Genomic DNA, 24,402 nt, shown 5'->3' with positions numbered 1-24,402 from the left:
CTCCTTCATCGAACCACGCCACCGAACCGACAGGCCCCATCATGAAACCCTCTTCCGGATTACGCGCAGTCCACTCCGTGCGTTGCGCCAGCTTCCGCCGGCATGCGGTCGCGGCGGCCGTCGCGGCGGCCTTCGGTACCGCAGCACCCGCATGGGCGCAGTTGCCGACGGGAGCGACGGTCGTCAACGGCGCCGCCGACATCGCCACCCGCGAGGGCCAGATGACGGTCAGGAACACGCCCAACGCCGTCCTGAACTGGGAGAGTTTTTCCATCGGCGCGAACAACGGCGTGCACTTCGAACAGGCCGGCGCGGCCAGCAAGGTGCTCAACCGCGTGGTCGGCAATGACCCGTCCAGCATCCTCGGCAGGCTGTCCTCGAACGGCGCGGTGTGGCTGCTCAATCCGAACGGCGTGCTCTTCGGCGAGAACGCGCGGGTCGACGTCGCCAGCCTGGTCGCTTCCACCCTCGCGCTGTCGAACGAGGACTTCCTGGCCGGGCGCCACCGTTTCGAAGCGACGGGGCTGCCCACCGCATCGGTGCTCAATGGCGGCGAGATCCGCACCAGCTTCGGCGGCCATGCCTGGCTGCTGGGCGGCACGGTGCGCAACAAGGGCCTCGTCCAGAGCCCCGGCGGCCAGATCGTGCTGGCCGCCGGCGACAGCATCGAGCTGGTCGATTCGGGCATGCCGCGGGTTGGGGTGCGCGTCAGCGCGCCCGCCAACGAAGCGCTCAACGTCGGAAGTCTGCTGGCCCCGCGCGGCGGCAGCATCGACGTCCATGGCGGCATCGTCAACCAGCAGGGCATCGTGCGCGCCGACAGTATCGGTACCGATCCGGCCGGGCGCATCCTGATCCGGGCCCAGGGCGACGTTAATCTGTCCGCCGCCAGCCAGGTCGGTGCCGACGCAGCCGGCGGCAGCCGCGGCGGTGACGTCAGAATCGAATCGGCGGGCGGTACCGCGCTCGTCGACGGCAGCGTGACGGCCACCAGCGCCGGCGGGCTCGGCGGGCGGCTGCAACTGCTGGCCGAGCGGATCGGACTGGTCGGGGAGGCTGCGGTCGATGCCTCGGGCGCAAGCGGCGGGGGCGAAGTGCTGATCGGCGGCGACCTGCAGGGCGCCAACCCGGCCGTGCCGAACGCGCAGGCGGCGTTCGTCGGGCCCGGCGCGACGATCAAGGCCAATGCCACCGGGGCCGGCGACGGCGGCAAGGTCGTGGTCTGGGCGAATGCGGCGACCCGGGTCTACGGCGGCATCGAGGCCAAGGGCGGGGCCGCAGGCGGCGACGGCGGCTTCGTCGAGACCTCGGGGCTGTACCTGGAGGCGCATCCGAAAACGCTCGACGTCAGCGCCCCGCAGGGCAAGCAAGGAACCTGGCTGCTCGATCCGGGCGACATCGCCATTACCGATACCACCGCCACCGTGTTGAGCGACTCGGCTACTTTTACGTCGTCGACGGATTTCACGACCATTGGGGCGCCCGAAATCTCAGCGAAGCTGAGCGCGGGCACGAATGTCATCATCAGCACTGGGGGCGGCACTTTTCCCGACCAGGACGGCGGGTTCCGACAGGGCAATATTTCAGTCGAAGCCGATATCTCTCCCGGGGACGCTGACGAGCCCGGTTCGCTGACCTTACGCGCCCACAATGACATCATCCTGCGTGAAGACGTGCAGATCGCGAGCATTGGCGGGCCAATGGGGGTGACCCTGGTCGCCGACCTGGACGGCGTGGACGGCGGCGGGATTACGCTCGAACCCGGGAGCGAAATTCTCTCGGCGGGCGGCGACATCCGGCTCAATGGAGGCCGAGTGCTTATTCAAGACCCCGGCGACAACTTCTTCCAGCAATTGCCGACGAGGAGGATTTCGATTCAGGGTGCCAGCCTGAACTCCGAACAAGGCGTTATCGACCTTCACGCTGACACTATTGAACTCGATAACGCAACCCTGTCCTCGTCGAACTCAGAAGATGCGATCGTGATAAAGACAGGCACGTTCTCAAACAACGGCAGCCAGCTGCAACCCGGCCCCGGCCGCTGGCTGATCGAACTCGACGGCGGCTTCGATCAATTAGCGCAGACGACGTTCGGAGGAATCAGCTACGACTTCATCCAGGTCGGCGGAGACTCCGGTTTCATGGAGAACAACATCGACAACGGCGTGGTGTTAGGGAATGGGCTTGAGATGCGCATTACGCTCAACGCCACGCGCTTTTACGACGGCACGACGACCGCCACCTTCACCGACGCGCTTGTCAATAGCTGGCCCAATGACCTCGTGCTTACGCCGAGCAGTAACGGCGTGCCTGTTCGGGGCACTTTCGACAACCGGAACGTAGGGCAGGCGAAGTCCATCTCCTACACGATCAACGGCAACAGGGCCGACTTCTTCGAGGTCTCGCGCAACGGCATACCCGTGTACGGCGTCGACCAGGTCTACCTTGGAGAAATTACGCGCAGGGAGGTCGGCTACGCCATTGCCGCTTCTGACAAAGACTATGATGGCAACCGTACGGCCCAAGTGAGAGGCAGTGTCCCTGGCCTGCTCGCTGGCGATAATGTCGCCTTGACCGGGCTGAACGGCCTGTTCGACACGAAGGATGTGGGCACGCGCAAGACGGTCACGGTCACCGGCGCCGCGCTGACCGGGACGGACGCCGGCAACTACACCTTGACGGGCCCGACGACGACGACTGCCGATATCACGCCACTGGAAGTCAACTACACGCTCTCCGCAGCCAACAAGGTATACGACGCCACCCGCACTGCGCCGATCTCCGGTGTCGTCTCGGGCCTGCTGGCCGGCGACGACGTTTCCTTCGCCGTCTTTACCGGCCTGTTCGACACGAAAACCGTCGGCACCGGCAAAACGGTGACGGTGACGGGCGCCGCGCTGGCCGGCGCCGACGCCGGCAATTACTCCCTGACTGGGCCAACCACGACCACGGCCGACATCACGCCGAGGCCGGTCGGCTTCGACATCAGCGCGGCCAACAAAGTCTACGACGGTACCCGCGCGGCCACCGTGTCCTACAATCTCCCCGGCCTGCTCGCCGGAGACGACATCAGCGTCACCGGCTTGAGCGGCCTGTTCGATACGAAGAATGCCGGCACCGGCAAGACGGTGACGGTCAGCGGCGGTGTGCTGACCGGGGCGGATGCGGCCAACTATACCTTGTCGGCATCGGCCACGACCATTGCCGACATCACGCCGCGCCCGACCACGGCCAACATCACCGGCGCCGACAAGGTCTACGACGGCACGCGCCGCGCCTGGATTTCGTTCGGCGCATTCCCGAGCGTGCTGCCCGGCGATTTCGTCACGATCGGCACCAGCGAAATCCTATTCGAGGACAAGAACGTCGGCGCGGACAAGCTGATTACCTTCACGACCAGTATCATGACCGGCGCCGACGCCCCCAACTACGTGCTGACCGGGCCGCTCACGACGCGCGCCTCGATCACCCCGCGGCCGCTGGAAATCGGCATTGCCGGCCAGGTCAGCAAGGAGTATGACGCGACCACCGGCGCCAGCCTGGCCGGCGTCCAGTACATCCTGAACGGCGCGATCGCGAACGACGCCCTCACCGTTGCCGGCCCCGCCGTCGGCAGCTACGACTCCGCCAACGTCGGCCAGCAAAAGCGCGTCAGCGTCAGCGGCTTCACCGTCGCCGGCGCCGACGCGCCCAACTACAGCGTCGGCGGCGTACGCCTGGCCAGTACGGCCTCGAATCCGGTGGAGGTCACGGCGGGCGCCGATATCGGCACCATTACCCCGGCCACCCTCACCTACCGCGCCACGCCTGCCGTGCGCGAGGCGGGCCAGGCGGGCGCGCCCCTGGACGGCACCGTGACCGGCTTCAAGGGCGGCGACAGCCTGGCCACCGCCACCAGCGGCAATCTGCTGTGGACGAGCGGCGCGGCGCCGCAGGCGGCGCCGGGCAGCTATGCCATCGAGGGCGGCGGCCTGCTCGCGGCGAACTACCTGTTCGTCCAGGCACCCGAAAACGCCGCCGCGCTGGTGGTGCGCCAGACCGTCTTCCCGACCGCCGCCGTGCAGACCGCGAACGCGAGCGGCAACACGGCGATCGAGTCGGCCGTCCAGTCCGCGCAGATCCTGCCCGACACCGCCGGCGAGGCGAGCGGTCTCCTCGACGCCTCGAGCCCGGCGGCCACCCGCGGTTTCAAGGCGGTGCGCATCGGCGCGATGGGCCAGGACGAGCTGCGGCGCATGCTCGACGAGCGGCGTGACTTCAAGAAAAAGCTGTTCGCCAACGCGGTGCACAAGCTCGAACTCGATCCGAGCCTGGCCGACCTGCGCCCCTGCACGACCGTCGTCGAGGCCAGCTCGGGCGCCTGCCGCATCACGGCCGCCCAGCTCGACCTGATGCACGCTGCGAAAAAAGGGGCGCCCGCGCCGGCCAGGAAGGTGCTCGCGAAAACGGCGACCCTGCCGCAGATCGAACGCAAGATCGCGCTCCTGGTCGGGATCAACGAGTATGCCGACAAGACCATTCCGCAGCTGGAGAATGCGATCCCCGACGTGGACGCCATTGGGCGCCTGTTCGCCGAAAAGCTCGGCTACGAGGTGCGGATCCTGCGCAACCCGGACAAGGCGGAAATCGTGCGCAGCCTGAACGCGCTGTCGACGGAAATCGACGGCTCGGACAGCGTCGTCGTCTACTACGCTGGCCATGGCTATTCGCTGGAGAAGGACGGCGCCGGCTACTGGCTGCCCAGCGATGCCTCGGCCAGCGATCCACGCCAGTGGATCTCGAACAGCGACATCGCGCAGCTGCTCTCGAACGTGCGCTCGAAGCAGCTGGCCCTCATTTCCGACAGCTGCTATTCGGGCGCCTTTGCGCGCGAGGGCATGGAAGCGGTCGGGCGCAACGTCAGCGCCGACGATGTGCTGGCCAAGCGTTCGGTGGTCGTGCTGTCCTCGGGCGGCGACGAACCGGTGGCCGACGAGGGCAAGGGCAACCACTCGATCTTCGCCTGGAACCTGATGCAGGTGGTGGGCGGGGTGGCCAACTGGAAGCCGGGCAGCACGGTCTTCGACGACGTGCAGGCCGGCGTGCGCAAGGAATTCCCGCAGACGCCGAAGTACGGATCGGTGACGGCGGCCGGCCACCAGCGCGGCGGCGACTACCTGTTCGAGCTGCGCTGAAGCGCTGCGCGGGCGGCCGCCTTATTCGGCTAGCAGGTGCGGCCCGATCTCGCGCACCGACTTCACGCCGGTCAGCACCATGTTGGTACGCAGGTCTTTTTCCATGATGGCCAGCAGGCGTTCGACGCCGGCCTGGCCGCCGTGGGCGAGCGCATAGATGAAGGCGCGGCCCAGCAGCACGCCGTCGGCGCCCAGCGCGAGCATGCGGAACACGTCGGTGCCGGTGCGCACGCCGCCGTCGGCGAAGATCGCCAGCTTGCCCTTGACCTGCTGCGCGATCGCCGGCAGCACCCGCGCCGAGGACAGCGTGCCGTCGAGCTGGCGCCCGCCGTGGTTCGACACCACGATGCCGTCGGCGCCGAAGGCCAGCGCGTCGCGCGCGTCGTCCGGGTCGAGGATGCCCTTGATGATCATCTTGCCCTGCCACTCGTCGCGGATCCACTGCAGATCCTTCCAGGCGATCTCGGGATCGAAGTTGGCGCCCAGCCAGCCGATGTAGTCGGTCAGTCCCGTGGCGTGGCCGCGGTAGGCGGTGATGTTGCCGAGATCGTGGGGACGGCCGTGCACGCCCACATCCCAGGCCCAGCGCGGATGCAGCATGGCCTGCAGCACGCGCCGCAGCGGGCCGTTGGCGCCGCTCATGCCGCTGTGGGCGTCGCGGTAGCGGTTGCCCGGCACCGGCATGTCGACCGTGAACACCAGGGTGCGCGAACCGAGCTCCCAGGCGCGCCGCATCACGTCGCGCATGAAGGCGCGGTCTTTCAGCACGTACAGCTGGAACCAGATCGGCTTCGAGGCCTGGGCCGCCACTTCCGCCAGCGGACACACCGAGACGGTCGACTGGATGAACGGGATGCCCTGGCGGCAGGCGGCGCGCACCGCCTGCACTTCGCCGCGCCGCGCATACATGCCGGCCAGGCCGATCGGCGCCAGCGCCATCGGCAGCGCATAGTGCTCGCCGAACCAGTCCACGCCCAGGTCGAGCTGCTCGGAGCCGCGCAGCACGCGCTGGCGCAGGCGCACGGCCTGCAGGTCGTCGACATTGCTGCGCAGGGTCTGCTCGGCGCCGGCGCCGCCGTCGAGATAGTGGAACAGGAAAGGCGGCAGCTTGCGCCGGGCGGCTTCGCGAAAATCGGTGGCGGACGAAATGATCATGAGGGTCAGCGATGCGGGTGATGCTTGAGCTTACGGCAACGCATGCCCCTCTGGCAACAAAAATCCCCGCCGCGCGGGCCGTCCCTAACCTCGTCCTTACTCCAGCGCGCGGTTGCGCGACTCGACGTCGACGCAGGCAATGGCCAGCGCGCCGACGACGAGGAAAGCCGCCAGCATCGCCAGCGAGAGCGTGAAGCGGGTCGCCATCACCGGCGCCACGATGGTCGGCGCGAACAGGCCGCCGAAGCGGGCCACGGCGCCGGCCATGCCCATGCCGCTGGCGCGCAGGTCGGTCGGATAGACCTCGGGCGTGAAGGCATACAGCGCCCCCCAGGTGCCCAGCAGCGCAAAGCTCATCAGGAGGGTCGAGCCGACCACCAGCGCCGTCGACGTCCCCAGGCTGTAGCACATGCAGCCGACGGCGCTCAGCAGCAGGAAGCCGATCAGGGTCGGCTTGCGGCCCCAGCGCTCGACGCCATAGGCCGACAGCGCGAAGCCCGGCAGCTGGACGACGGCCAGCAGGATCAGGAATTCCTGGCCGCGCATGAAGCCGAAGCCTTCCGCGCTGAGCTTGACCGGCAGGTAGACGAAGACGCCGTAATAGGCGATCGAGATCAGCGCCCAGGCCACGCACAGGGCGATGCTGCGGCGGCGCAGGACGTTTGAAAACAGCGCGCCCAGCGAACGCTTGACGTGTGCGTCGGGCGCCAGCGCGGGAATCGCAGCATCGCGCCCGTTCACCGCCGCCACCCTGGCCAGCACGGCGCGCGCCGCTTCCGGCTGGCCGCTGCGGTTCAGGTACATCGGCGACTCGGGAATGAAGAGGCGCAGCACGACCCCGACCAGGGCCGGCAGGCCGGTGACGAAAAAGATCACGCGCCAGGCGTCGTCGCCCCAGCGCACGGCCACCAGGGCCAGCACGGCGAGGAAGATGGTGCCGACCGCCCAGAAGGATTCGAGCAGCACCAGCCAGCGCCCGCGCCGGTCGCTCGGCAGGAACTCGGCCATCATCGTGTAATCGACCGGCAGCGTGCCGCCGACACCGATCCCGGTCAGGAAGCGCAGGGCCAGCAGCCAGGTGAAGTCCGGAGCAAAGGCGGACGCGACACCGAACACGGCGTCGATCACCACCGCCCCCATCAGCACCGGCCGCCGCCCGATGCGGTCGGCCAGGCGGCCGAAGACGAAGGCGCCGACCAGCATCCCAACGAAGAACAGGGTGCCCGTCTGCAGCGCCTGCGGGACGGGAATGCCGAAGGTCTTGGCGATCGAGGGCGCGGAAAAGCCGATCGACAGCACCTGCATGGCGTCGGCCATCCAGACCAGGCCGAAGATCATGAACAGGCGGTACTGGAACTTGCCGACGCCTGCGGTCTGGATGCCCTGCTCAACGGTAATGGGGGCTGTCGCCATCCTGTATCCTCTTGGTTTAGCTGTTCTTATGTTTTTGTGGAAAAACGTAGTTTTGCTTAAGGTAGGGCGCATTGTGCTGCTTGTGCAGGCGAGTGTGCACAAAAGTTGTAAGGAGAACAGTGCAATGGGAGACATAAGGAGGACAAAAAAAACGGGCGGAGCGGCGTTTTCAAGATGCGGGTTGTTTAACGCGGGCATGCCCGCCCTACCTTAAGCGGCGGTTTCGATTTGTAGGGCGGGCATGCCCGCGCGTACGTACCGCCGCGCACCCCACCGTGTCCCGTACCCTCACCCGCCGATATTCCTGAACGGATCGAGCGCCAGGTCGATCAACCTCCGCTCGCGCACGACGATTTCCGCAATCGCCGTCATCCCGTAGCGCAGCGGATAGGTCGTCTCCCCGACGCGGTACTGCGCCTGCTCCAGCGACACCCGCCCCTCGTACACCGGCTGTTTGGTCTGCAGCGACGGCTTGGTCGCGGGCGAGATGTATTGCAAGGTGCCGCGAATCAGCCCATAGCGCTGGTAGGGAAAGGCATTGAACTTCATCTGCACGGCCTGCCCCTCGCGCAGGAAGCCGCGGTCGTGCTCGGCGATTTCGATTTTGAGGATCGGCCGCGCATTCCTGGGCGCGATGCCGCCCAGCGGCGCGTTCGCCTGGATCTTGTCGCCCGGCTGGGTCGAAGTGACGTCGGTGATCACGCCATCCACGGGCGCGACGATGCGCAGGAAGTTCTCCTTGTCGATGTTCTCGAACTTGATGCGCGCGGCGGCGTCGGCCACCAGGCGCGCGGTCTGCACCTGCAGGCGCAGCTTGTCCTCGGCGTTGGCAACTTCGCGCTCGGCAGATTCCGCCTGCAGGCGCAGCTTCTCCAGCTCCTGGCCGCTGGTCTCCAGGCTGGATCGGGCCTGGGTCGACTCCAGGCTCTGGCGCGCCGCCAGCTCGGTCACGCGCGCCTGGGCCACGCGCAGGGCGTTTTCGGCGGCCAGCAGCTCGTTCTTCTTGCTCTCCACCTGCAGCTGCGAGACCCCGCCGCCGCCCGGCAGCGCGAACAGGCGCGCGAACTTGTCGGCTTCGAGCCGGGCGGCGTCGCGCGCGCGCTGGGCGTCGGCGACGTTCGTGCGCGCCTCCTGCTGCTGGGCGCTCTGGCCCTGGGCCAGGCTGGCCGTGCCCTCGGCCAGGCGGCGGCGGTGCTGGCGCTCCTCGACTTCGGTCGCTTCGCGCAGGGCGGCGGCGTTGCGCTCCAACAGCGCCTTCTTCTCCGGGAATTCCTTCCACTCGCGCTCCGCATCCTCGAGCTTCAGGCGCGCTTCCAGGGCGTTGCGCGCCGCCTCGATCGCGCCGCGCGCATAGATCCGGGCCACCACGTCGCCCGCCTTGACCGGCTGGCCCTCGGCGATGTAGATGTTACTCAGTTCGCCGTCGATGGGCGCATACAGGCGCCGCACCTCGGAAGCCGGCGCCAGGGTACCGTTAGCCGTCACCAGCACGTCGGCGTGGCCGAAGAAAGACCAGAACAGCGCCGCCAGCACCAGCCCGACCATCGCGTACACCAGCGCCTGGGTGAAGCGCCACGGGTTGGCGGTGAGGATCGAAATCCCTTCGGCGCTATGCTCTTCCAGCGCTTCGGACAGGGGCGTCAGCCCCTGCGGCTTGATCCAGTCCGGTTTCATGGCGCACTCCTGGCCAGCGCCAGGCGGCGCAGGTCGCTGAGCGCCGTGGCGTAGGTGTCGCGGTAGGCCGGCACGTGGGCCGAGATGGTTTCGAAGGCGCGCTGGTAAGCCTCGTTACGTTCGTCCCACTCTTTTAATAGCTGCGCGATGCGGGCGGCGTCGGCCGCACCCGCCACGGGCGCGCCGGCCCCGCCGCGTGCCGCGACAAAACCTTCCAGGCCGGTGATCCAGTCCAGCGCGTCGAGCAGGGGCGGCAGCTCCGGGTTGTAGCGGCCACCGGCGCGCAGCACCGTGACCTGACGCGCCGCCCTGTCGAACTGCCTGGCTTCGAGCGCCGCCATCCAGGCGGGCAAGTGCGCCTTGAGCAGCGCTTCGGTCGACAGCGCGCGCAGGCGCGCATTGCCCGGATCGTCGGCCAGTGCGGCACTTGCCCGCGCCGCGGCCTGCGGGTAGGCACGCTCGGCCAGCAGGTCTTCCACCGCGCGCTCGGCGCTGCCGATGCCGAGCCCCGCCCACACCAGCGCGCCGGCGACAATGACGACGCCGACCAGCGACAGGCGCAGGCGGCGCCGGTTCAGCCGGCCGCTGCCGCCCAGTGCCGCGTACAGGCCGTCGAGCATGACGCCGGCGCGGTTCTGGGGCGGCACGGTGGCGTCCTCGGCATCTAGTATCGGCGCGGCGTCGGGCGCATCCGCCGGCGCCGGATCGACGCAGAAGATGTCGAGGAAGGAATCGGCGGCGGCGACAAAGGTCGTGCGGTCGGCGGCCGCCGCCGGATGAAGCGCGCCGATGCGCGTCAGGGTCGGGTCGCGCGCCACCGCCTCCCATTCCAGGGCGACGCGGTAGACGAAATGGCGTCCGCCGAAGGCGAGGACGTCGCCTTCCTGCAGCGCCACCGCGTGTTCGTCCAGCCGCACGTCGTTCACAAAAGTGCCGTTGGTACTGCCCAGGTCTTCGATGTGGAGCTGGCCGCCGCGCAGGAACAGGTGGGCATGGCGGCGCGACAGGTAGTTCACCTGGGCCGGATCCATCTCCTTGTAGCGGGCAAAGGCGTCGTCGGCCTTGCTGACCATGAAGGGGAATTCGGTGACGACGATCGGCTGCATCCCGGCGCCGCCTTCGGGCACCAGGGTCAACGAGGCCAGCCGCGCCTGCGATGTCTGCGGCGCGTGGCCCGCGCCCGCTTCCATCTGCACCCGGAACACGAGCGTCTTGCCGAGCCCAAGCAGGTCGCCGTCGTGCAGCGCGGCGATGGCCTGGCGCACCGGGACGCCGTTGACGGTGCTGCCGTTCTTGCTCCCCAGTTCGGCAAAATACACGGCGCCATGCTCGCAGAAGATGCGCGCATGGCGGCGCGAGAGGTCGGCGGCGAGATCGTTCGGATAGCTGTCGAAAGGCGCCTCGGTGCGGCCGATGGCGAACAGGTTGTCGTGGATGCGGATCGGGCCCAGCTCCGGGTGCGAGACCGGCGCCAGCACGATCATCAGCCGCCCGGCGGGCGCGGCGCGCGGCGCGGCGAGCATCGCATCCGAGGCGCTCATGCTGCGCCTCCCCGGTCAGCGCGCCGACGGATCGCGCACCGCATTCTGCACCGCATTTTGCACCGCATTCTTCACATTCACCGGCGGCCAGCCCCCGCCCAGCGCCTTGTACAGCGTCACCGTATCGGACAGGATCTGCTGGTGGTTCGCCAGCAGCGCCAGCTGCGAGGCCAGCAGCGTGCGCTGGGCCTCGAACACTTCCAGCTGCGACACCATCCCTTCCTTCAGCTGGGCCTCGACCTGGGCCGCGACCACGCCCAGGCGCTCGGCCTGCTGTTCAAGCTCGACGCGCTGGCGCCGGTGCGCATCCAGGTTCACCAGCGCGTTCTCCACTTCCTCGAAGGCGGCCATCACGACGCGCCGGTACTCGCCCTCGGCCACTTCGGTGCGCGCCTCGCTGGTCTTCAGGCGCGCCTTGACGCTCGGGTCGAAGATCGGGAAGTTGATACTCGGGAGCAGGCCGAAAGTGAAGGATTTCAGCAACGAGCCGAGCGCGAAGCTGGAACTGCCGCCGCGCCCGGTCAGGCTGATCGAGGGCAGCTGGGCCAGTTTCGCCTGGCCGACCAGGTCGTAGGCCGCCAGCACCCGGTATTCGGCGGCCACCACGTCCGGGCGCCGTTTGAGCAGCTGCGAAGGCAGGCCTTCGGGCACCGTGGGCAGCTGCACCCTGCCCTGCAGCGATCCGGCGGGCACGCTGAAGTCGCCGGCCGGCGTGCCGAGCAGGGTCGCCAGCGCATTCCCGGCCAGGGCGCGCAGGCGGCCCAGTTCGATCAGGTCGCGGCTCAACTGGTTGATTTCCGCGCGCTGCTGCAGCACGCGGGTCTGCGGGATCAGGCCCTGCCCCATCATCGCCTCGTAAGTGGACAGGATCGCCCGGTTCTTTTCCAGGGTGAGCTCCTGCTGGCGGATCTGCTCGTCGAACTGCATGATCTGGAAATAGGTCGTCGAGACGTCCGACACCAGCGACAGGTAGCCGGCGCGCCAGTCCGCCTCGGTGGCGTTGAAGGCGGCCGTTTGCGCCTCGACGCCCTTGGCCACCTTGCCCCAGACGTCGATCTCCCAGTTCACTTGCGTGCCGAGGTTGAACTGCTTGCTGAACTTCTGGCCGGTGCTCTTTTCGAAGCTCGCCCCCGCGCCGGCGTCCAGGGTCGGCAAGGCGCCGGCGCGCGCCTCGCCGATCTCGGCGCCGGCCACGCGGATGCGCGCCGTCAGCACCTTCAGGTCGAAGTTGGAAGCGAGCGCGCGTTCCACCAGGCCGTCGAGGTAGGGATCGCGGAACTGCTTCCACCAGTCGGGCGCGATCATCTCGGCTGGCGCCACCGGCAAGCCCTGCTGGCTCGACCAGGCCGTCTTGGCCGGGGTCTCCGGCGTCTTGAACGGCTTCATGCTGACGTCGGCGCAGGCGCACAGCAGCGCCGCGATGGCGGCCAGCGCCGCGCGGTGCAGATTGAGCCTGGTCGGCAGCGGTGTCATGACGGCCTCCGGCGCCCTCACGCGTGGGCGCGCGCCTCCCATCCTTTGGCCTCGACGAATACCTTGAACAGGCGCGCATCCAGGTGGCCGGCGCGGCATTCCTCGCCGATCAGATCCAGCGCGCGCTCGACCGGTACCGCCTCCTTGTAGGGCCGGTCGCGCGCCGTCAGGGCGTCGAAGATGTCACTGATCGTCAGGATGCGCGTCTGCAGGCTGATCTCGGCGCCCTTCAGGCCCATCGGATAGCCGGAACCGTCGAGCTTTTCGTGGTGGCCGTGGGCGATCGCCGGTACCCCGGCCAGTTCGCGCGTCCAGGGAATCAGGATCAGGAAGGAATAGGAATCGGCGACGTGGGCCTCGATCTGGCGCCGCTCGTCCGGTGTCAGGCAGCCCTTGCCGATGCTGAGCGCGCCGAACTCGTCGTCGCTGAGTAGGCGAAAGTCCGGGTCCTCGTGGCCGGCGCAGGCATGGTGGCGGATCGCTTCGAGCTCGGGCAGCGGATTGCTGTGCGAGACCGAGGGCTCGTTGGCGCGCACGATGGTGGCGAAGAAGGCGTCGAGCCGCATCCGCTCCTCGCGCAGTTCGTGTTCGATGCGCTCGCATTCGCGGCGGAAGGCGGCCATCCCGAGTTCGCCTTCCAGGTGGCGCCGCGCCAGGCCGCGCCAGGCATGGCGTTCGAGGCAGGCGTGGGCGTAGCGGAAGCGCTGTTCGAGCAGGCGCATGTCGGCGTGGTGCAGCTTCTTCTCTTTGCGCAGCACGTGCTCGCGCACGCCCACCTTGCCGAAGTCGTGCAGCAAGGCGGCGTAGCGGATTTCCTGCAGCTGGGCCGGCGAAAAGGCGGCGCGCCGCAGCGTGGCGTCGTCAGCGCGCGCCATCGCCATCGCCAGGTTTTCGGCATAGTCGGCCACGCGGAAGGAGTGGCCCGCCGTCACCGGGTCGCGCTCCTCGATCGCCTGTACCGAGGCGCACACAAAACCGTCGAGCAGGCCCTTGATATCCGAGTACAGTTGAAAATTCTTCAGGGCCACCGCGGTTTCGGCGCAGACCCCGCTCAGGATCTCGAGGTCGGCCTCCTGGAAGGCGTGCGGGTCGGACGAGGTGTCGACCTGGATCAGTCCCAGCACGTCCTCGCCCAGGATCAGCGGCACGCACATCACCGAGAGGATGGCCTGGGACACGATGGATTCATGGGCGGCGTAGTTGCGGTCGGCCAGGGTGTCGACCGAGAGGATGGCGCGCTTTTTCACCAGCACCTGGTCGACGATGGTGCGCGAGATGCGCACCTGGGCCGGGTCTTCCACGCCGCCGCCGCGGCGGCGCGCGGCCACCGGGCGCGGCGCTTCGCCGGGGCGCAGTTCGCCATCGCTGTCGCACAGCATGATGAAGGCGCGCTCGGCCGGCGGGAACAGGTCGAAGATAAAATTCATCAGCTTTTCGATCAGCGTCGCCTGGTCGGTGACGGCGCCCAGGGCGATGCTGACCTGGGCCATCGCGTGCAGGCGGTGCACGGTTTTCTCGAGATCGGTGCGCTCGGCATGCGCGGCGTCGACCACGGGTGCGAAGCGGGTGGCGTCGACCGAGCGCGTGATCACGGTGGCGGCGTTGGCCTGCTCGGGCAGCATCAGCGAGTGGAATATCAGCTGGGCCGAGGCCAGGGCCAGCTCGTCGCCGTCGCGCAGCACATGCCAGGCGCCCGGCGCCAGGCGCTCGCCGCAGACGAAGGTGCCGTTGCGCGAGTGCAGATCCTCGACAAAATACTGCGCACCGCGGCGGCGGATGCGCGCATGGCGGCGGCTGATCGTCGGCTCGGGAATGCAGATGTATCTATTCGAGGCCAGCGCATCCTGGCGGTCGCGCCCGAGCACGGCTTCGTCGTGCAGCGCGAAGACGGCGCCCGCCGGTTCCGCCGCGCCCATCCACTCGACATAGGCGCGCACCGGGTCGCTGGAAGCGGCGCTCCCCGTGGCGGCGAATGCGGGTGTGGGTTCCATGATGTCCCTAGCGCACGGTGATCGTGATCTTCTTCGAGGTCACCGGCGGCACGTGCGGCACGTGGTTCTCGTCGCCCATCAGCAGTTGCAGCGTGTGCTTGCCGGGCGGGAGCTCGATCATGGTCTCGGTCTCGCCGGCGCCGTAGTGCAGGTGATTCCGGTCGGACGGGATCGGCTGGCCGGCGGCCGGCAGCTCGGTGTCGATCAGCAGGTGGTGGTGGCCGGTGTTTGGAAAGGCGACGCCCTTGGGCGCCACGCCCATGTGGCGCAGGCCGAACCAGACGCGGAAGGGCTTGCCGGCCGCGAGCACCTGACCGTCGAGCGGCCAGCCGATATAGCAGTAGGCGTTGGCGGGCGCGGTGGCCGAGCCTGCCGTGCCGCTTGCGAGCGCGGCCACCAGAGCGAGGACGGCGAAAGATGTGCGCATGATCGTCTCCGCCGCCTCAGCGCACCGTGATGGTGATCTTCTTCGACATCACGGGCGGCTTGTGCGGCACGTGGTTCATGTCCCCCAGCAGCAGCTGCAGGGTATGGGTGCCGGGGGGCAGTTCGATGCGCGCCTCGGTCTCGCCCGCGCCGAAGTGCAGGTTGTTGCGGTTGTTGGGGATCGGTTCCGTCATCGACGGCAGCTCGGTATCGATCAGCAGGTGATGGTGGCCGGTGTTCGGCACGTTCGCGCCCTTGGGTGCGACGCCCATGTTGCGCAGTCCCATGCGCACCCAGAACTTGCCGCCGGTGATGACGGTGCCGTCGTAGGGCCAGATGAAGTACAGGTAGGCGTTGTTCGGGTTCGCGGGAGGATTTACAGATGCGTTCACAGGCGCGCCTGCGGCCGGCCCCGCCGCGACCTGGGGCGCGGCGGGGCCATGAACACTTGCTGCCGACAGCGCAAGCAGCAGCGCAAACAGGCAGGCGATGGGGCGCATGATGAAAACTCCAGCCGAGGTCGTATGGATGTGCGCATCGATACAGTAAATCTGTCACACTCTCAGTCAGATCGCAAGTCAAATCCTGTGTCAAATCCTGTCATATGCAGCGTGGACGAGGAGCCATTTATGCGGCACAAGCTGTTAATGGTATGCGTACTGGCCGGGCCCGCTTTGACGCTTTCCGGCACTGCCCAGGGCTTCATGCAGGCGCCAGGCATCGTCCCCAAAGCGAGCCCCGAACAGTTCGAACTGGCGTTCTGGAATTCGATCAAGGACAGCACCCACGCCAGCGATTACGAGGCCTACCTGAAGGCTTATCCAAAGGGGCGCTTCGCGGCGCTGGCGCAGTCCCGCATGGCGCGTCTGAAGGCGCCGGCGGCGCAGGCCGGGACGCTGTCAGCTGTTCAGCCGCCGGCCGCGGTGCAGGCCCCGCCCGCCAAGGCGCCCGCGCCCGCCGCGTCAAGCCCCGCCCCGGCGGCCACCGTCCGCGCGGGCGGCGAGTTCAAGGATTGCGCCGCCTGCCCGCCGATGGTCTCGCTCCCCGCGGGGGTGTTCACGATGGGGAACGACGCGAGCGACCCGAGCGAGAAGCCGGCGCACCGGGTCGGCATCGGCGCGCCCTTCGCCATCGGTAAATACGAAGTCACGGTGCAGCAGTGGAATGCCTGCGTCGACGCGCGCGGCTGCCAGCGCATCGCGCAAGCGCCGAACACGGCGCCGAATGCGCCGATCCGCGACGTCAGCTGGGACGACGCCCAGCAGTTCGTGCGCTGGCTGAGCGCCGTCAGCGGCAAGCCCTACCGGCTGCCGAGCGAAGCGGAATGGGAATTCGCTGCCCGGGGCGGCACCACGAGCGCCTACTGGTGGGGCGCCCAAATGGCGCCGGGCAAGGCCAACTGCAAGGATTGCGGCGCGCCCTACAGCGCCGAGCGGCCGGCCAATGTCGGCAGCTTCGCCGCCAACCCCTTTGGCCTGCACGACACCAGCGGCAGCGTCTGGGAATGGGTAGCCGACTGCTGGCACAACAACTTCAAGGACGCCCCTGCAGACGGCCGCGTCTGGGACGCGCCGAATTGCCGCGTGCGCGTGATCCGCGGCGGCTCCTGGCGCGAAGGCACCGCCTACATGGTCGCCTCGACCCGCTTCAAGTACGACGCCGGGGTGCGCCAGTCGCAGAACGGGTTCCGGGTGGCGCGCAGCCTGAAGTAATGACAGCAGCTCATTCGCGGGCGCGCGTGGCGACCGGCAGGAATTCGACGCCGATGGCACCGGCGCTGCTGCGCGCGCGGATCTGCTCCAGGCTGGCCGCGACGCCCGCCAGGTAGTCGGGCGTCGCCTCGGTCTCGCGCCGCAGCGTGCCGAACAGCGGTTCCGGCGTCGTCACCAGCACCACCACCAGGCCGGCGCCGGCTGGTTTGCCGATCTGCCAGTCGCCAGGCCTGCCGATGGTGACGCTGTGGCGCGGCGGCGCCCGGTTGTCCAGGGCGAGCGCGTTCGGCAGCAGGTGGATCACGCCGGCGGGGGGCAGGTAGGCGTCGACGGTCATGAAGGAGGCGGCGTTCGGCGTCGTCACGGCGACCATCAGCGAATCGCCCTCGCTCAGGCCGGCCTCGGTCGCCCCGGCCAGGCGCAGCGCGGCGCCTCCGCCCGCCTGACGATGCGCCAGCCAGTAAGGCGCGAACGCCGTCACCACCGGGCACAGCGCGGGATCGACTTCGCGCACGGCCAGCTCGATCTTCGCCACGCCGGGCAGCGCCTGCAGCGGCGCGCGCACGCCCGCTTCGCCGATTGCCGCCGAGACCACGCCCTGCACCTGCACCGAATCGGCGCCGGCGCTGGCGAGCAAGGCCGCGCAGGGAATGCCGGCCAGGGCCGCGGCCAGTGCCTCCGGCGTGGGCGGCGCAGTAGCGGCCGCCACCGGCGCCGGCTCGGCCTCGGCCGCCGGGGCCGTCGCGGTCGCCGCCGCCGGCGCCGCAGGAGAGCGCCCGAACAGGTACCAGCCGCCCACCGCCAGCGCGGCCAGCGCCACCGCGGCGGCGCTCGAGACCGCCACCAGTTTGCCGCGCGTCTTCGTTCCGCTCGCGCCGAAGTCGGCCAGGAAGCGCGCCACCGTCTGCGTACGCGCCTCGCGTTCCAGCGCCAGCGCGCAGCGCAGCGCCTGCCACTGGCTGCGTCCCAGGCCCGGCGGGCGCTGCGGCTTCATGCCGGCGCCGCGCGCCTGCGCCGAAGACAGGCGGTTGAAGGGATGGCGGCCGGTCAGCAGCTCGTAGGTGATGCAAGCCAGTGCGTAGATGTCGTCGCGCGGATCGGGCTCGCGCTGCTCCAGCATTTCCGGGCTGGCATAGGCCGGGGTGAGCGCGCCCAGGCTGCCTGGGTCGAAGACGGTAACGTCGACGTCGGCCTCGGTCTTCTGGAACACGCGGGCAATGCCGAAATCGATCACCTTCACGGCGCCGCCGGCGGTGACGATCACATTGCCCGGCTTGAAGTCGCAGTGGACGAAACCGCGCCCGTGGGCGTAGGCCAGTGCATTGCCCATGCCGTTGACGATGGGCAGCACCTGGGCATAGAGCATGCCCGCGAAACCGGGCGCGCGCAGCACCTGGCTCAGGGGTTTGCCGGGCAGGTATTCCATGGTGAGATAAACCATCGGCCCGTCGCGGTCGAAATCGTAGACCGAGACGATGTTCGGATGCGCCAGCGCCTGCGCCTTGCGCGCCTCGCGCTGCAGGGCGATCAGCGACTTCGGGTGGCCGCGGAACTGCACGTTCAGCACCTTGATCGCGATATACGGATTGCGATCGGAGGCTTCAAGTTTACGCAGGTCGAGCGCTTTATAGACGGTGCCCATGCCGCCGAAGCCGATGCATTCCTCCAGGACGAAGCGGCCGTTGAGGGTCTCGCCCACGCCCTTCATGCGCTCGGGTTCGTTCGCCAGCTCGTCCTCGATGCGCGGTGCTGGTGGCGAAGCTTGCGGCGCCGCATGCGCGCCCGGCCGGGTCTGCACGAACGTGTCGTCGCCGCCGAGGCGCTGGCGCGCCGCGATCAGGCGGCCGATGCGCAATTGCACTTCCTTGTAAAGCTCGCCGGGAAGCGGGGCGCGCGCGTGCTCCTCGCTCAGCAGCTCGAGCAGGCGGCCGGGACTTTCGGGCGCGCTCTCCAGCACCCGGTCGAGCTGCGCCAGGAATTCGGGATGCTGCAAGGCGCCGCTCTGCAACTGCCGGAGCGCGTGCGCGAAACTGTCCATGATGTGAGGTATCGGGAGGTCTCAATGCGGGCCGCTAGCTTGAGACTAGCATGAAGCGCTCGATGATCAAGCCTTTGCGGCACCTCAATCCGGCCGGGCAGTTCGATGTGTTGGATACGACCCGACAGGCAGGCGACAACTGTCGGATGGCGCCGAACAGCCTTCGCCTCCTGCGCTCTCCCAGCGCTTTCGCAACCCCTGAGTAGTAACGATATAAACCGTTTGCATTCAAGGACTTGTTGGCGCCGAGGCGGCCCTGGCGCATACCTGGCACGCCTTTCGCTACATGTCCATCGAGCGCACAACACTGCCTCGACACCAAACCACTTACCAATCAGGAGAATCACCATGAAAACCTTGATCATCGCAGACCTGGCCCGTACCGAACAACTCGACCGCAGCGCCATGGCCGGCGTGCGCGGCGGCTTCAAGATGGGCATGCCGTCGTATTCGCCGTCCTACTCGCTCGGCAACGTGAACTACGCGCCCAGCTTCGATTCCTCGATCACCGCCACCCAGAACCTGGCGCAGATGCAGGAAGTCGTGACCGCCACCGCCAACGGTTCGGCCTTCCTGAACGGCGTGCACGTCGACAGCGATGTCGACCAGCGCGGCGAAAACAAGATCATCCGCCACGGCTGATCGTCCAGCCAAGATTCCACCATTCACCATCCACGCATTCAAGGAGCATCATCATGAACAAACTCACCATCACCGACCTGGCCTCGACCCAGGAACTCGACCAGCGCAGCATGGCCTGCGTCCGCGGCGGCTGGAGCATGGCCGCGCCCTACTGGAAAGCCGGCGACCTGACTTATGCGCCAGTGCACGACTCCTCGATCACGGCCACGCAGAGCCTGCTGCAGGGACAAAGCGTGACCACGGCCACCGCCAACGGTTCGGCATTCCTGGGCGGCGTCCATGTCGACAGCGACGTCGACCAGCGCGGCGACAACAAGATCATCGGCTAAGCGAAGGACATCGTCATGTCATCCATCGCCATCGCGGATCTGGCGCACAGCGCCGAACTGGACAACCGAGCCATGTCGGTCGTACGGGGCGGCAGCGGCTTCGGCCAGGACGTCAACGTGAACGTCAACCTCAAGCAGCAGATCGGGCAGTTCCAGCAAATCGGCATCAATGTCCTCAATGGAAACGGCGTCATCGGCGCCGGGTTCAAAGGGCCGGAGATCGACCTGGACGCCGTGCTGCGGGCGGAAAACAACGTGCTACTCTGACCGCACGCCGTCCGCTGATTCAACTCTCCATCCCGGCAACGGGATGGAATCCGTTAACGCTTTATTCCCAGGAGGCCCCATGGCTACCATCGTCATCAAGGATTTACCGGAAAGTAGCGAACTCGATCGGCAGGCGATGTTCGCCATCGCCGGCGGCTCGCGCCTGCGCGCGGGCGGCGCCGGCCGCGCTGCCGGTGCGCACGCGCAGGCGCATGGGCGGCGCATGCGCCTGTTCGACCTGGCGCCCGCTGCAAGAAGCAGCCAGGCGCCGACGCGGCCGCGCTGACGTCAAGCCTGCCACGCGAAACCGTCCAGTCGATGGCTGGACGGTTTTTTTTTCGTCCGCGGCTTTTCGATGAGTGTTGGGCTGCAGCCGTCAGCGCTGCCGGCCTGTTGGTGTGAGGCCGACGCTTTGCGGTGCTCGCGCCCTGCCTTCCCCCGTGGCCAGGGCTGGCACGCCGCATGCTCTATCGGAATCGTGAGCCAAACAAGCGCTCCGCACTTTTCGAAACCAGCCATCAAGGGGAACACATCATGAACATCCACAAACACATGGAAGCCATTTTCGTCGTCGCGCTCGTGGCGGTCGGCGTGGGGACGTTTGCTTACGACAGCCTGCCGCAGGCGAATGCGGTGGGGTCGGCGGCGAAGTCGGCGGCGGTGACGCGCGATGCGGTGTCGGATGCGCGGGCGATCGTGGTGCGGGCGCCGACCATGCCGCGGCGTGCGTGAGCGTCGGGGGCGGCTGCGTGCAATGCGTGGCCGCCCTGGTTTTGTGGGTGGCAACTATTTGTAGTCTCCCCGTCTCTTCTGTTTTGTTCATGGGCCCTTTGGGGCCTTTTTTATTTTCTGCTGCCGGTGGTGTGGAGGACGCGGGCGGAGACGCGGCGGTGCGTAACGCGTGGGCATGCCCACCCTACGGGTCTGTTGGGTGGGTGACGACAGCGCTGCGAAATGTGTTGGATTGGGGCCGTCACTGGACGTGTCCGTGCGTCTTTGTCGACGCGATGCGAAAGATGCAGGTGGCTTCGCGAATCTTATATAAACCAATGACTTACGCGCGCCGCAGCGGATTTCGAGGCTCCTGGCACGCCTCTCGCTATATGTCCATCGAGCGCAAACGAATTGCCTCACCAACCCAAACCACTTCAGGAGAATCACCATGAAAAGCTTGATCATCACCGACCTGGCCCGCACCGAACAACTGGATCGCCATGCCATGGCAGGCGTGCGCGGCGGCTTCAAGATGGGTACGCCCGGCTATGCCTTCGGCGACGTGAACTACGCACCCAAGTTCGACTCGTCGATCACCGCGACCCAGAACCTGGCGCAGATGCAGGAGGTGGTGACCGCCACCGCCAACGGTTCGGCCTTCCTGGGCGGCGTCCACGTCGACAGCGATGTCGACCAGCGCGGCGAAAACAAGATCATCGGCTAATGCGATTGGCTGCGCAGCGGCGAACCCGCCGCGCATCCTCCGCCACCCACATCAAGGAGAACACCATGTCATCCATCGTCGTCAAGGATCTCGCCCACAGCGCCTCACTCGACCAGGGCGCCATGGCGCTGGTCTCGGGCGGTAACGCCTTCGGCCCCAAGGTCAACGTGAATCTCAACATCGACCAGGAGATCACCCAGTTCCAGCAGATCGGCATCAACGTCCTCAACGGCAACGGCGTGATCGGCGCCGGCTTCAAGGGCCCCGACATCGACGTCGCCGCCAAGCTGTTTGCCGCGAACAACGCCGTGTTCTAAGCCCCTATCCAAACCAGATCCGTCCATATCATTCATTTCAGGAGAACCATCATGAACACCTTGACCATCACCGACCTGGCCCGCAGCGAGCAGCTCGACCGCCCGACCATGGCCGCCGTGCGCGGCGGCTGGAAAGTGGCCGCAGCTAGCTACACTACCGCCTACAGCTACGGCGACCTCAAGCTGGCCGGCAGCTATGATTCCTCGATCACCGCCACCCAGAACCTGGCGCAGATGCAGGACGTCGTGACGGCCACCGCCAACGGCCCGGCCTTCGTGAAAGGCGTACACGTCGACAGCGACGTCGACGGGCGCGGCGAGAACAAGATCATCGGCTAATCTGCCACCGGTGCCAAACATGATCTACACTGGGGAGACCAGCCCCTCTCCCCAGTGGCGATCGTTTTTTTAGAACATCTACGCGGAGACGCATCATGGCGAAGATTACGATCAGCGACCTGCCGGCCAGCACCACCCTGGATCGCAAGGCCATGGCGGCGATCCGCGGCGCCGGTGCGCCCTGGGTCTTCGGCTGGATCCGGCCCTTCGTGCCGGCCTCGCCGAGCCAAGTCCCGGTCATCAATTTTTACCAGATCAATAATTTTGCCGACCAGATGATCAACCAGTTCCAGACGGTGTCGATCAACACCTCCGGCGCCGGCGCCGCGGTCAACGTGGTCGTCGACGAGAGCAGCGTGAACAATGCGCTGCTGCGCTAGCAGCCAGACAGGAGCGCAGCACCCAACCCGGACGATGCGATGGCCATGGATAGCCAATTGCACTGGACGTGCGCCGCGCACAGCGACGTCGGCCTGGTGCGCAGCCGCAACGAGGATGCCTACCTGGCGCAGCCGCAGCGCGGCCTGTGGGCCGTGGCGGACGGCATGGGCGGCCATGCCTTCGGCGACCTCGCCAGCCATGCCGTGGTCGACGCCCTGGCCGCCCTGCCGGCGCCCGCATCGCTGGCCGACTTCATTGCCTTCGCACGCACGCGGCTCACGGGCGTGAACGAAGCGCTGCGCCTGGAGGCACGCACGCGCCAGGTGCCCGTGATCGGCAGCACCGTCGTCGCCCTGCTCGCCTTCGGCATCGAGGCCGCCTGCCTGTGGGCCGGCGACAGCCGCGTCTACCTGTACCGCCAGGGCCGCCTGCAACAGCTCACGCGCGACCACAGCCAGTACGAGGCCTTGAAAGCCAGCGGCGCGGATCTCGCCGCCGCCGCGGCCAGCCCCAACATGATCACGCGCGCGGTGGGCGCAGCCGACGCCATCGAATTCGACGTGGCGCCCCTGACGGTGCGCGACGGCGACCTGTTCCTGCTCTGCAGCGACGGGCTCAGCACCCCGGTCGAAGAGGCCGCGATTGCGGCCACGCTGGCCGCGGGCGACTGCACGGCGGCCGCCCACGAACTGGTGAACCTGGCCCTGAACAAGGGCGGGCGCGACAACATCACGGTGGTCGTGGTGCGCGTCGATGACCTATCGAGCGACAAGACCGTCGTCAATCCCGCCCTGTGAGCGCCGCCGCTCAGTGCTTGCGGAAGTCCTTCGAATGCAGGCCGTGCTTTTTCAGCAGGATCTGCAGGTGCGAGCGGTTCATGTCCCAGCGCCGTGCCAGCTCGGCCACCGTGCCGCCCACTTCTTGCAGGCCGCGCTCGAGGCAGCTGCGTTCTGCCTCGTCGCTGGCCAGGCGTTTGGCCTCGGCCATCGAGGTGCTGGCCGCCACGGCTTCCTGCGCGACGGCGGCGCCCTGTGTCGCCGGCCGGATGTCTTCCGGCAGGTGCGCCAGATCCGCCGTCTCGCCGGCCAGGCAGGAGATGCGGTACATGATATTGCGCAGTTCGCGGATATTCCCGGGATAGGTATAGCGCAGCAGGAACTCGCGCAGGCGCGGGCTGAGCGCAACGGGCCGCCGTTTCAGGGCCTCGGCCGACTCGTCGCCGTAATACGCGATCAGCAGCGGAATCTCGTCGGCGCGCTCGCGCAGCGGTGGCAGGGTCACGTGGATCACGCTGAGACGGTAGAACAGGTCCTCCCGAAACGTCCCCTGTTCGATCAGCTTGCGCAGGTTCTTGTTGGTCGCGGCAACGATACGCGCATCGACCGAGATGGTTTCGTCGGAACCGACGCGCTGGATCTCGTGCGACTGCAGCACGCGCAGCAGTTTCACTTGCCCTGTCAGCGGCAATTCGCCGATCTCGTCGAGGAAGATCGTGCCCTTGTGCGCGCTTTCGAACTTGCCCTTGCGGTCCTTGTCCGCGCCGGTAAAGGCGCCGCGCTTGTGGCCGAACAGTTCGGATTCGAGCAGGTTGTCGGGAATGGCGCCGCAGTTCACCGAGATATAGGGCTTGTCGACGCGTGAGCCGTTGGCGTGGATGACCTTGGCCATCAGCTCCTTGCCGGTGCCGCTTTCGCCGTCGACCAGCACCGGCAGGTCGGTCGGCGCCGCCTTTTCCGCGATTTCCAGCGCGTCGAGCAGCTTCGGGTTGTCGCCAAACGTCCCTTCGAAGACGAAGCTGCGCGCCAGCAGCGCCTGGCGCCGCTCGCCGGTGGACAGTTCGGCCACGGGTTCGGCCGGCATCTCGACGCGGCGTTCCGTCCCGATTGCCTGCACGAAGCGCTCCTTGTGCGACAGCCCCATCACTTCGTCGCGCAGGGTGTTCGCCTGGCGCAGCAGCTTTTCGATGTCGGGCCGCTCGATGCGCGTGGCCCAGCGCAGGGTCGAGCGCATGATCTCGATCTTTTCCAGCAAGGCCGCGTACGACATGGCCGAGCCGCGCTCGCCGCCTGGGTCGTAGAGTTTCATTGCAGTG

The 24,402-nt window shown here is 67.6% G+C and carries 22 protein-coding genes; 12 read left to right on the top strand and 10 right to left on the bottom strand.

The features are described from left to right. The first annotated feature begins 41 nt into the window (after window positions 1-41). Window positions 42-5,174: a YDG domain-containing protein gene (locus ASF77_RS04370; protein ID WP_082493545.1), complete on the top strand. Its 5,133-nt coding sequence runs from the start codon at window positions 42-44 to the stop codon at window positions 5,172-5,174. A 21-nt stretch (window positions 5,175-5,195) separates the two neighbouring features. Here the strand turns inward: ASF77_RS04370 and lldD are convergent, their stop codons facing one another. From lldD to ASF77_RS04330, 8 genes are all read right to left on the bottom strand, one after another. Continuing rightward, on the bottom strand, window positions 5,196-6,329 hold the full coding sequence (lldD, locus tag ASF77_RS04365; protein WP_056334915.1) for an FMN-dependent L-lactate dehydrogenase LldD: 1,134 nt from the start codon (window positions 6,327-6,329) through the stop codon (window positions 5,196-5,198). A 96-nt stretch (window positions 6,330-6,425) separates the two neighbouring features. Beyond that, on the bottom strand, window positions 6,426-7,742 hold the full coding sequence (locus ASF77_RS04360; RefSeq protein ID WP_056334911.1) for an MFS transporter: 1,317 nt from the start codon (window positions 7,740-7,742) through the stop codon (window positions 6,426-6,428). A 288-nt stretch (window positions 7,743-8,030) separates the two neighbouring features. Then, window positions 8,031-9,416: an HlyD family efflux transporter periplasmic adaptor subunit gene (locus ASF77_RS04355; protein ID WP_056334908.1), complete on the bottom strand. Its 1,386-nt coding sequence runs from the start codon at window positions 9,414-9,416 to the stop codon at window positions 8,031-8,033. Continuing rightward, the gene (locus ASF77_RS04350; RefSeq protein ID WP_056334905.1) at window positions 9,413-10,957 is read right to left on the bottom strand and encodes an FHA domain-containing protein; all 1,545 of its coding nucleotides are present in this window, start codon (window positions 10,955-10,957) and stop codon (window positions 9,413-9,415) included. The genes ASF77_RS04355 and ASF77_RS04350 overlap by 4 nt, the downstream gene beginning before the upstream one ends. A 15-nt stretch (window positions 10,958-10,972) precedes the next feature. Beyond that, on the bottom strand, window positions 10,973-12,430 hold the full coding sequence (locus tag ASF77_RS04345; protein WP_056334901.1) for an efflux transporter outer membrane subunit: 1,458 nt from the start codon (window positions 12,428-12,430) through the stop codon (window positions 10,973-10,975). A 17-nt stretch (window positions 12,431-12,447) separates the two neighbouring features. Continuing rightward, the gene (locus tag ASF77_RS04340; RefSeq protein ID WP_156648720.1) at window positions 12,448-14,421 is read right to left on the bottom strand and encodes an HD domain-containing phosphohydrolase; all 1,974 of its coding nucleotides are present in this window, start codon (window positions 14,419-14,421) and stop codon (window positions 12,448-12,450) included. Window positions 14,422-14,428: 7 nt separating this feature from the next. Next, on the bottom strand, window positions 14,429-14,848 hold the full coding sequence (locus tag ASF77_RS04335) for a DUF4399 domain-containing protein (protein ID WP_082493544.1): 420 nt from the start codon (window positions 14,846-14,848) through the stop codon (window positions 14,429-14,431). Window positions 14,849-14,864: 16 nt separating this feature from the next. After that, window positions 14,865-15,347, bottom strand: coding sequence for a DUF4399 domain-containing protein (locus ASF77_RS04330; RefSeq protein WP_082493543.1), 483 nt, complete (start codon window positions 15,345-15,347; stop codon window positions 14,865-14,867). Between the two features lie 129 nt (window positions 15,348-15,476). Here ASF77_RS04330 and ASF77_RS04325 point away from each other — a divergent pair, with 129 nt between their 5' ends. Further along, a complete protein-coding gene (locus ASF77_RS04325) occupies window positions 15,477-16,559 on the top strand; it encodes a formylglycine-generating enzyme family protein (protein ID WP_056334894.1) in 1,083 nt (360 codons plus the stop codon). A gap of 10 nt (window positions 16,560-16,569) precedes the next feature. On the opposite strand, the gene ASF77_RS04320 is transcribed toward ASF77_RS04325, so the two are convergent. Then, entirely contained in the window at window positions 16,570-18,597 is a 2,028-nt protein-coding gene (locus tag ASF77_RS04320; protein WP_056334891.1) for a serine/threonine-protein kinase, read from the bottom strand. A 348-nt stretch (window positions 18,598-18,945) separates the two neighbouring features. Between ASF77_RS04320 and ASF77_RS04315 the strand changes: the two genes are divergently transcribed. From ASF77_RS04315 to ASF77_RS04270, 10 genes are all read left to right on the top strand, one after another. Further along, the gene (locus ASF77_RS04315) at window positions 18,946-19,239 is read left to right on the top strand and encodes a hypothetical protein (protein ID WP_056334886.1); all 294 of its coding nucleotides are present in this window, start codon (window positions 18,946-18,948) and stop codon (window positions 19,237-19,239) included. A gap of 53 nt (window positions 19,240-19,292) precedes the next feature. After that, window positions 19,293-19,568: a hypothetical protein gene (locus ASF77_RS04310; protein ID WP_056334884.1), complete on the top strand. Its 276-nt coding sequence runs from the start codon at window positions 19,293-19,295 to the stop codon at window positions 19,566-19,568. A gap of 15 nt (window positions 19,569-19,583) precedes the next feature. After that, entirely contained in the window at window positions 19,584-19,835 is a 252-nt protein-coding gene (locus ASF77_RS04305) for a hypothetical protein (protein WP_056334877.1), read from the top strand. 79 nt (window positions 19,836-19,914) lie between these two features. Continuing rightward, window positions 19,915-20,121 carry a hypothetical protein gene (locus ASF77_RS04300; protein WP_056334873.1) on the top strand — a complete coding sequence of 69 codons (207 nt, stop codon included), beginning with the start codon at window positions 19,915-19,917 and terminating at the stop codon, window positions 20,119-20,121. A gap of 248 nt (window positions 20,122-20,369) precedes the next feature. Then, entirely contained in the window at window positions 20,370-20,567 is a 198-nt protein-coding gene (locus tag ASF77_RS04295) for a hypothetical protein (protein ID WP_056334870.1), read from the top strand. Between the two features lie 430 nt (window positions 20,568-20,997). Next, window positions 20,998-21,273, top strand: coding sequence for a hypothetical protein (locus ASF77_RS04290; RefSeq protein WP_056334868.1), 276 nt, complete (start codon window positions 20,998-21,000; stop codon window positions 21,271-21,273). A gap of 65 nt (window positions 21,274-21,338) precedes the next feature. Further along, window positions 21,339-21,590 (top strand): hypothetical protein, encoded by a 252-nt coding sequence (locus ASF77_RS04285; RefSeq protein WP_056334863.1) that lies wholly within the window; start codon window positions 21,339-21,341, stop codon window positions 21,588-21,590. Window positions 21,591-21,641: 51 nt separating this feature from the next. Continuing rightward, window positions 21,642-21,929 carry a hypothetical protein gene (locus tag ASF77_RS04280; protein WP_056334859.1) on the top strand — a complete coding sequence of 96 codons (288 nt, stop codon included), beginning with the start codon at window positions 21,642-21,644 and terminating at the stop codon, window positions 21,927-21,929. 95 nt (window positions 21,930-22,024) lie between these two features. After that, window positions 22,025-22,309, top strand: a complete 285-nt coding sequence (locus ASF77_RS04275; RefSeq protein WP_056334856.1) for a hypothetical protein — start codon at window positions 22,025-22,027, stop codon at window positions 22,307-22,309. Between the two features lie 39 nt (window positions 22,310-22,348). Next, complete coding sequence (locus ASF77_RS04270) at window positions 22,349-23,107, top strand: PP2C family serine/threonine-protein phosphatase (RefSeq protein ID WP_056334854.1); 759 nt, start codon at window positions 22,349-22,351, stop codon at window positions 23,105-23,107. Window positions 23,108-23,117: 10 nt separating this feature from the next. On the opposite strand, the gene ASF77_RS04265 is transcribed toward ASF77_RS04270, so the two are convergent. Beyond that, window positions 23,118-24,395, bottom strand: coding sequence for a sigma-54-dependent Fis family transcriptional regulator (locus ASF77_RS04265; protein ID WP_056334851.1), 1,278 nt, complete (start codon window positions 24,393-24,395; stop codon window positions 23,118-23,120). Window positions 24,396-24,402: the final 7 nt, after the last annotated feature.

Origin of the sequence: Massilia sp. Leaf139 (genome assembly GCF_001424165.1) — a bacterium.
In the GTDB taxonomy this organism is placed as follows: Bacteria; Pseudomonadota; Gammaproteobacteria; order Burkholderiales; family Burkholderiaceae_D; genus Telluria.
This window is presented reverse-complemented; position numbering and strand designations above follow the sequence as displayed.